Genomic DNA, 5218 nt, shown 5'->3' on the forward strand with positions numbered 1-5218 from the left:
CTGGATAGTCTCGGCTCGCTTCTGCCGCCCGGTGTCGACGTTTCCGACTGCGAGGCCGTCGAACTCGATTGCTTCGGCGGCATCGTTTTCTCGGAAGCTCCCATGCTTCATGTGCCATCCGATCGCCATCCGTTCACAGCCCCGGCCTATTCCGAACAATCATGCGTACTGACGGGTTTGTTTCCGCAAATCCTCGCCGACGACGGCTCCGGCGAATGTGCGGACTATGCAGTGTTCGAACCTCTCCGCCGCGCACCGGACTATCGGGCGCTCGCGGCGGCCATGAGCAACGGAGAATTGCTCGAGGTTTTGGACGAGACTCTCGGTATGTCCGACGCGACCCAAAACGCATGGAAGGTGGCCGTCAGGGAGGAATTGCAGCGCCGCGGCGTGCCGTATGCGCCAATCGACTAGCTTCCAACACTCGATCCACGAACGACGCCGACGCCGGATCTGCAGCGAACGGCGGCTGGATGCGAACGGCGACGCGCTGTCGGCTTGGCTCAGCATTGCAGGCCGAACTGACGCGCGAGCGTCCGCATCACGGGCTTGAGCTGTCCACGATCTTCCGGAAATAGTTCGCCGAGACCGTGGACGGCAACGGCCTCCGTCGGGCCGGCGGCGATCGCGAGCAGCGCGATAGAGATGTGCTCGGGTGACAAATGTAGGCCGTAGGCCGTATCACGCACCGGCGCGCAGCGGGCAACTTCGCGCATCAGCGCGGCTGCCCGCTCCGAAAGATGCGCCGGGTCGCCGCTGCGCAGCGCAAGTAGTCCATCGGGGCGCCAAGTAACCGTCTGCGCCGACCGGATCAGCAATCGGCCCAAGTCCGAAAGCTCGGGCTCACGCGCGGGCGGACGGCCGCGATTTTCCAGCCAATTGCGCCACCGAGCCAGCAGTGGAGCAGTTTGACGTGCAAAGAGCGGCCACCGCCAGACCGATCGTCCGGACCGCCCCGGTCGCGGCCGACCGACGATATGATCGTCGTCGGGTGACAGATCGGGAGCAACGGACGTATCCGCGGGGCCCTCCGGAGCCGGCGCCGCCGGGATCGGCAATGGCCTGCTGGCAGCCACCAGCGCAACCTTGCGCATCGCGGGCAAGATGCCGCTGGCTTCGCCATCCGGTCCGGAGAAAACCAGACTGGTCTCCGCGGTCATCAGGTTGGCGGACAGTGCGAGCGAGCGGATCTCGTCACGATGCGCGGGATCGATCGGGGGCCTGCCGAAAGCGGCGATTTTCCGGGCGGCTTCGAGCGCCACTTCGGCCGCTTCGTCTTCGGGGGCGATCAATCGCCCGATGTTTGTCGGCACGTCCACTGCGATCGCGATCGGCCCCGCATCGACGGCAATCACCGTACTGCGCGGCACTGCGTGCCCATCCACCCGAACATCGATGTTCGGTTCGGCCTCGACGATCAGAGTCACCTTGTGGGAAATGTCTGTCAGCCGCGGTGACAGGTGATCCGGCAGAGCCGGCACGGCGCGGTCGGGGTCGGCGCCCGGACGAAGCGTCAGGACAGTCATGCCTGTCGGCAAAGCGACGACGCTCTCAGTCCGGACCATGACGTGTTCGCCGGGCTGGATGCCTGCGATCGAGAGCGTGCGCCAATCATCCTTGAGCCGCTCGATAAGGATGGCGCGATGGCCGTCGACGGCGGCCGTGTCGTAGTTGTTTTCCGCGCGGCGGCGCGCCTGCGCGCGGGCCCGCCAGATCCGATCGCCGATACCAATCGCAACGCCGTGCAAAATCTTCCTGTCGATCGTCGGAGGATACGTCAGCACGGCCTCGATCGGAACAGCCTCCGTGTTGGAGAAGCGGCGCTCGACGATCAGTCGCGCGACCGGCGGCACCAGGCGAAGGCGCAGCTCGGTGGACGAAAGCAACAGCGGCGACGGCGGAATCGGCGCCGGGCGCAGCAACGGCGCTAGCGGGTCGGTCAGTCCGATCGGCCGGATCGATGGCCCGTCGCCGCTGGAGCTGTCCATCCTACCCCTTCCCCGCGCCAGCCGTGCGCCGGCGCTTGATCGATCCCTGCTCTGTCAGCACCTCGTTCAGGCGGGCCTTGGCGAGTTCGCCGAGGCGCTCGGCATCCGGGCAATTTCCGATGATGTCGGGCGCGACGACCAGCGTGACACCATCTGCGACCAGAATCGGCACGCCTTCCCGGGCGTTCATCAACAGCCGGATGGCAGCGTTCGGAAACCCCAGCGCCTTCAGGCGCTGGAAACGCCGGATCGCACGAAGATGGTGATCGCCATAGGTCGCGTAGGTGCGGCCGCCTTCGGGCGCAGGCACGAACCCTTCCGCGATGAGAAAGCGGATCTGGCGAATGCTGACGTCGGTCACTGCGGAAAGCTCAGCGATCTTCATACGCTTCTTTTAACAATATTTATGTCGAAAGCAATCCCATACCGGTCGTTCAAAACAAAAACGCCCGGCCTTGCGGCCGGGCGTTTCGTTCCTGCCTCAGCGGCGGCGCTTAGTGCGCCATTGCCTTGACGATGTTCTCGGTCATCTTCTTGGCGTCGCCGAGCAGCATCATGGTGTTGTCGCGATAGAACAGTGGGTTGTCGATGCCGGCGTAGCCGGAGGCGAGCGACCGCTTGATGAACATCACCGTGCCGGCCTTCCACACCTGCAGCACCGGCATGCCGTAGATCGGCGAGGTCTTGTCCTCTTCGGCCGCCGGGTTGGTGACGTCGTTGGCGCCGATTACGAACGCGACGTCGGCCTGCGCGAACTCCGAGTTGATGTCCTCGAGTTCGAACACCTCGTCGTAGGGCACGTTGGCTTCGGCGAGCAGCACGTTCATGTGGCCCGGCATACGGCCGGCGACCGGATGAATCGCGTACTTCACCTCGACGCCTTCCTTCTTCAGCGTGTCGGCCATTTCGCGCAGCGCATGCTGGGCCTGCGCCACCGCCATGCCGTAGCCCGGCACGATGATGACCTTCGAGGCATTCTTCATGATGAAGGCCGCGTCGTCGGCCGAGCCGAGCTTGGCCGGGCGCTGTTCGCCGCCGCCACCGCCGGCCGCGGCGGTCTCGCCGCCGAAGCCGCCGAGGATGACGGAGATGAACGAGCGGTTCATGCCCTTACACATGATGTAGGACAGGATCGCGCCCGAGGAGCCGACCAGCGCGCCGGTGATGATCAGCGCCGAGTTGCCGAGCGTGAAACCGATGCCGGCCGCGGCCCACCCCGAATAGGAGTTGAGCATCGAGATCACCACCGGCATGTCGGCGCCGCCGATCGGGACGATGATCAGGATGCCGAGCAAGAGCGCGACGCCGGTGATGACCCAGAACGCCACCTCGCTCTGCGTGATCACCATGTAGACGATCGCCGCGAACATGATGACGCCGAGTGCGATATTCACCGCGTGCCTTGCCGGCAGGATGATCGGCGCGCCGCTCATCCGTCCCGACAGCTTCATGAAGGCGATCACCGAGCCGGTGAAGGTCAAGGCGCCGATGGCGACGCCGAGCGACATTTCGACCAGGCTCTGGGCGTGGATGTCACCACGGGTGCCGATGTCGAAGGCGCCCGGCGCATAGAACGCGCCGGCGGCGACCAGCACGGCGGCCATGCCGACCAGCGAGTGGAAGGCGGCGACCAGCTCGGGCATCGAGGTCATCGGCACCTTCTTGGCGATCACGGCGCCGATGCCGCCACCGATGGCGATGCCGGCGATCACCAGCACCCAGCCGAGCAGATCGGCCGGCGGATGGCCGGCGAGCGTGGTGAGGATGGCGATCGCCATGCCCGTCATGCCCATCAGGTTGCCCTGACGGCTGGTGGCCGGGGACGACAGACCGCGTAGCGCCAGAATGAACAGGACGCCTGCGATCAGATACAGAAATGCGGAAAGATTGGCGCTCATCGACGGCCCCTACTCACTTCTGCTTTTTCTTGTACATCGCCAGCATGCGCTGGGTGACAAGGAAGCCGCCGAAGATGTTGATACACGCGAAGATCAGCGCGACGAAGCCGAAGCCGCGCGCCCATAGCGGACCGTTGTCGCTGCCCACCAGCGACACGCCGACGGCGAGCAGCGCGCCGACCACGATCACCGACGAGATCGCGTTGGTCACCGACATCAGCGGCGTGTGCAGCGCCGGAGTCACCGACCACACCACGAAGTAACCGACAAACACGGCGAGAACGAAAATCGACAGCCGAAACACGAACGGATCGACCGCCTGAACCATATGCTCCATCACAACTCTCCTTAGCGGCCGGGTTAAGCGGTCTTCGGCTGGAAGTTCGGGTGGACGACGGCGCCGTCGCGCGTCAGCGCAGTGGCCTTGACCAGCTCGTCGTCCCAATTCACCGCGAGCGCCTTCTCCTTGTTGACCATGGTCTCGAAGAAGCTGAGCAGGTTGCGGGCGTAAAGGCTCGAGGCCGAGGCCGCGACACGGCCGGCAACGTTGGTGTAGCCGACGATCTTGACGCCACCCGTCTCGACGACCTGCCCCGGCTGCGCGCCTTCGACGTTGCCGCCGCGTTCGACAGCGAGATCGACCAGCACGGAACCCGGCTTCATCGACTTCACCATCTCGGCGGTGACGAGGCGCGGCGCGGGCCGGCCCGGGATCAGCGCGGTGGTGATGACGATATCCTGCTTCTTGATGTGCTCGGCAGTGAGCGCGGCCTGCTTGGCCTGATACTCTTTCGACATTTCCTTGGCGTAGCCGCCGGCGGTCTGGGCGTTCTTGAACTCCTCGTCCTCGACGGCGAGGAATTTGGCGCCCAGAGACTCCACCTGCTCCTTGGTGGCCGGACGAACGTCGGTGGCGGTCACGATGGCGCCGAGACGACGCGCGGTCGCGATCGCCTGAAGGCCGGCGACGCCGACGCCCATGATGAACACCTTGGCGGCGGGCACGGTGCCGGCCGCGGTCATCATCATCGGGAAGACACGGCCGAACTGCTCGGCGCCGTCGATCACGGCGCGATAGCCGGCGAGGTTGGCCTGGCTCGACAGCACGTCCATCACCTGCGCGCGGGTGATGCGCGGCATCAGCTCCATCGCGAAGGCGGCGATGCCGGCATCCGCCATGCTCTTCAGCGCGGCGTCGTTGCCGTAGGGATCCATGATCGCCAGCACCAGCGCGCCGCGCTTGTACTTGGCGAGTTCGGCCGCTTCCGGCCGCTTCACCTTGAAGACGACATCGGCGCCGCTGAGCGCGTCAGCGGAAACGGTGGCGCCGAC

At 65.4% G+C, this 5218-nt stretch carries 6 protein-coding genes; 1 reads left to right on the plus strand and 5 read right to left on the minus strand.

Going from position 1 to position 5218, the window contains the following annotated elements:
* Positions 1–414: hypothetical protein (locus I5M_RS32760; protein WP_040771747.1), on the plus strand; the 414-nt coding region annotated here is incomplete at its 5' end.
* 89 nt (positions 415–503) lie between these two features.
* Here the strand turns inward: I5M_RS32760 and I5M_RS16375 are convergent.
* The 5 genes from I5M_RS16375 to I5M_RS16395 all read right to left on the minus strand — a co-directional run.
* Entirely contained in the window at positions 504–1988 is a 1485-nt protein-coding gene (locus I5M_RS16375; RefSeq protein WP_022722378.1) for a VIT domain-containing protein, read from the minus strand.
* Between the two features lies 1 nt (position 1989).
* Positions 1990–2373: a helix-turn-helix domain-containing protein gene (locus tag I5M_RS16380; RefSeq protein ID WP_022722379.1), complete on the minus strand. Its 384-nt coding sequence runs from the start codon at positions 2371–2373 to the stop codon at positions 1990–1992.
* Positions 2374–2482: 109 nt separating this feature from the next.
* Positions 2483–3886: an NAD(P)(+) transhydrogenase (Re/Si-specific) subunit beta gene (locus I5M_RS16385; protein WP_022722380.1), complete on the minus strand. Its 1404-nt coding sequence runs from the start codon at positions 3884–3886 to the stop codon at positions 2483–2485.
* A gap of 13 nt (positions 3887–3899) precedes the next feature.
* Complete coding sequence (locus I5M_RS16390; RefSeq protein WP_022722381.1) at positions 3900–4223, minus strand: proton-translocating transhydrogenase family protein; 324 nt, start codon at positions 4221–4223, stop codon at positions 3900–3902.
* 23 nt (positions 4224–4246) lie between these two features.
* Positions 4247–5218: NAD(P) transhydrogenase subunit alpha (locus tag I5M_RS16395; protein WP_022722382.1), on the minus strand; the 972-nt coding region annotated here is incomplete at its 5' end.

It is taken from the genome of Rhodopseudomonas sp. B29 (genome assembly GCF_000333455.1).
GTDB lineage: Bacteria > Pseudomonadota > Alphaproteobacteria > Rhizobiales > Xanthobacteraceae > Rhodopseudomonas.